Annotated in this window: 1 protein-coding gene; it reads left to right on the forward strand. The window is 65.6% G+C overall.

Annotated features, from left to right (window positions below; genetic code table 11):
* Positions 1-51 precede the first annotated feature (51 nt).
* Positions 52-1,346 (forward strand): IS3 family transposase gene (locus ACHAA3_RS16800; RefSeq protein WP_435710245.1). Its coding sequence is split into 2 segments (ribosomal slippage): positions 52-331 and positions 331-1,346, totalling 1,296 coding nucleotides; the frame shifts between segments, so codons are not numbered across the junction.
* The last annotated feature ends 30 nt before the right edge of the window (positions 1,347-1,376 follow it).

Raw genomic sequence — 1,376 nt, forward strand, 5'->3', positions numbered from 1 at the left:
TGAATCGCCCCGGGTCTGGTGGAGGCTCTCAATCCATGGAGGATGAGAGTTATGGCAGCACCCAGGAAGTACCCCGACGAGCTGCGTGAGCGGGCGACCCGGATGGCGGTGGAGCTTCGGGCTGATCCGGCGACGAAGTCCGGCGCGATCGTGCGAGTTGCTGAGCAGCTCGGCATGCATCCAGAGACCTTGCGCGGCTGGGTCCGGCAGGCTGAGATCGATGGTGGTGTCCGGTCGGGCACCACGTCGGCTGAGACCGAGCGGATCGCGAGGCTCGAGCAGGAGAACCGCGAGCTGCGTCGCGCGAACCACATCTTGAAGACGGCGTCGGCTTTCTTCGCGGCGGAGCTCGACCGCCCCACCACCAGGTAGTTGCCTACCTCGACGCCCATCGCCACGACGTGGTCGATGGGAGTGAGGTCGGGGTCGAGCCGATCTGCGCCGTCCTGAAGGACGCCGGTGTCCAGATCGCCCCGAGCGGCTACTACGCCGCCAAGATCAGGCCACCGTCGGCGCGCGCTGTCCGCGACACCGAACTCATCACCGACATCAGGACCGCCCACAAGGCCAACCTCGGCGTCTACGGCGCCCGCAAGATCCATGCTGAACTCAACCGCGAAGGCGTGAGCGTGGCCCGCTGCACCATCGAGCGGCTCATGAAATTCGAGGGACTTCGCGGGATCCCACGCGAGAAGACCCGCAAGACGACCATCGGTGACGGTGCTGAGACCGAACGTCCCGAGGACCTGGTGAGCAGGAAGTTCATCGCCACAACACCGAACCAGCTCTGGGTCGCGGACCTGACCTACGTCCGCACGCATGCCGGGTGGACCTACGTCGCGTTCGTCCTGGACGTCTTCAGCAGGATGATCATCGGCTGGCAAGTCTCCACGAGCCTGCGCACCGAGCTCGCGCTCGACGCGCTTGACATGGGTCTGTGGGCGCGCCAGCGGGCCGGTCACGACGTCACCGGCCTGGTCCATCACAGCGACCGCGGAGTCCAGTATCGAGCGATCCGCTACACCGAGCGGCTCGCCGAAGCAGAAGCCGTCGCGTCAGTGGGATCCAAGGGAGATTCGTATGACAACGCGATGGCCGAAGCGCTCAACTCACTGTTCAAGGCCGAGTGCATCCGCAACCCCGTCATGCGACCCCGGGGCGGCTGGAAGAGCGTGAGCGACGTCGAGATCGCCGTCGCTGAGTACGTCGACTGGTTCAACCACCGACGCCTCCACGGAGAGATCGGCCTCGTCCCGCCGGCCGAGTTCGAGATTCTCCACTGGGCGTCCCAGCCGACCGGCCGCTACTGTCAGAACCCGGCACTCGCCGAGGCTAGATCCAAGTAATCGAGCCTCCACGAAACCCGGGGCGATTCA

The sequence above is a fragment of the Aeromicrobium sp. CF3.5 genome, assembly GCF_051262695.1.
Classification (GTDB): Bacteria; Actinomycetota; Actinomycetes; order Propionibacteriales; family Nocardioidaceae; genus Aeromicrobium.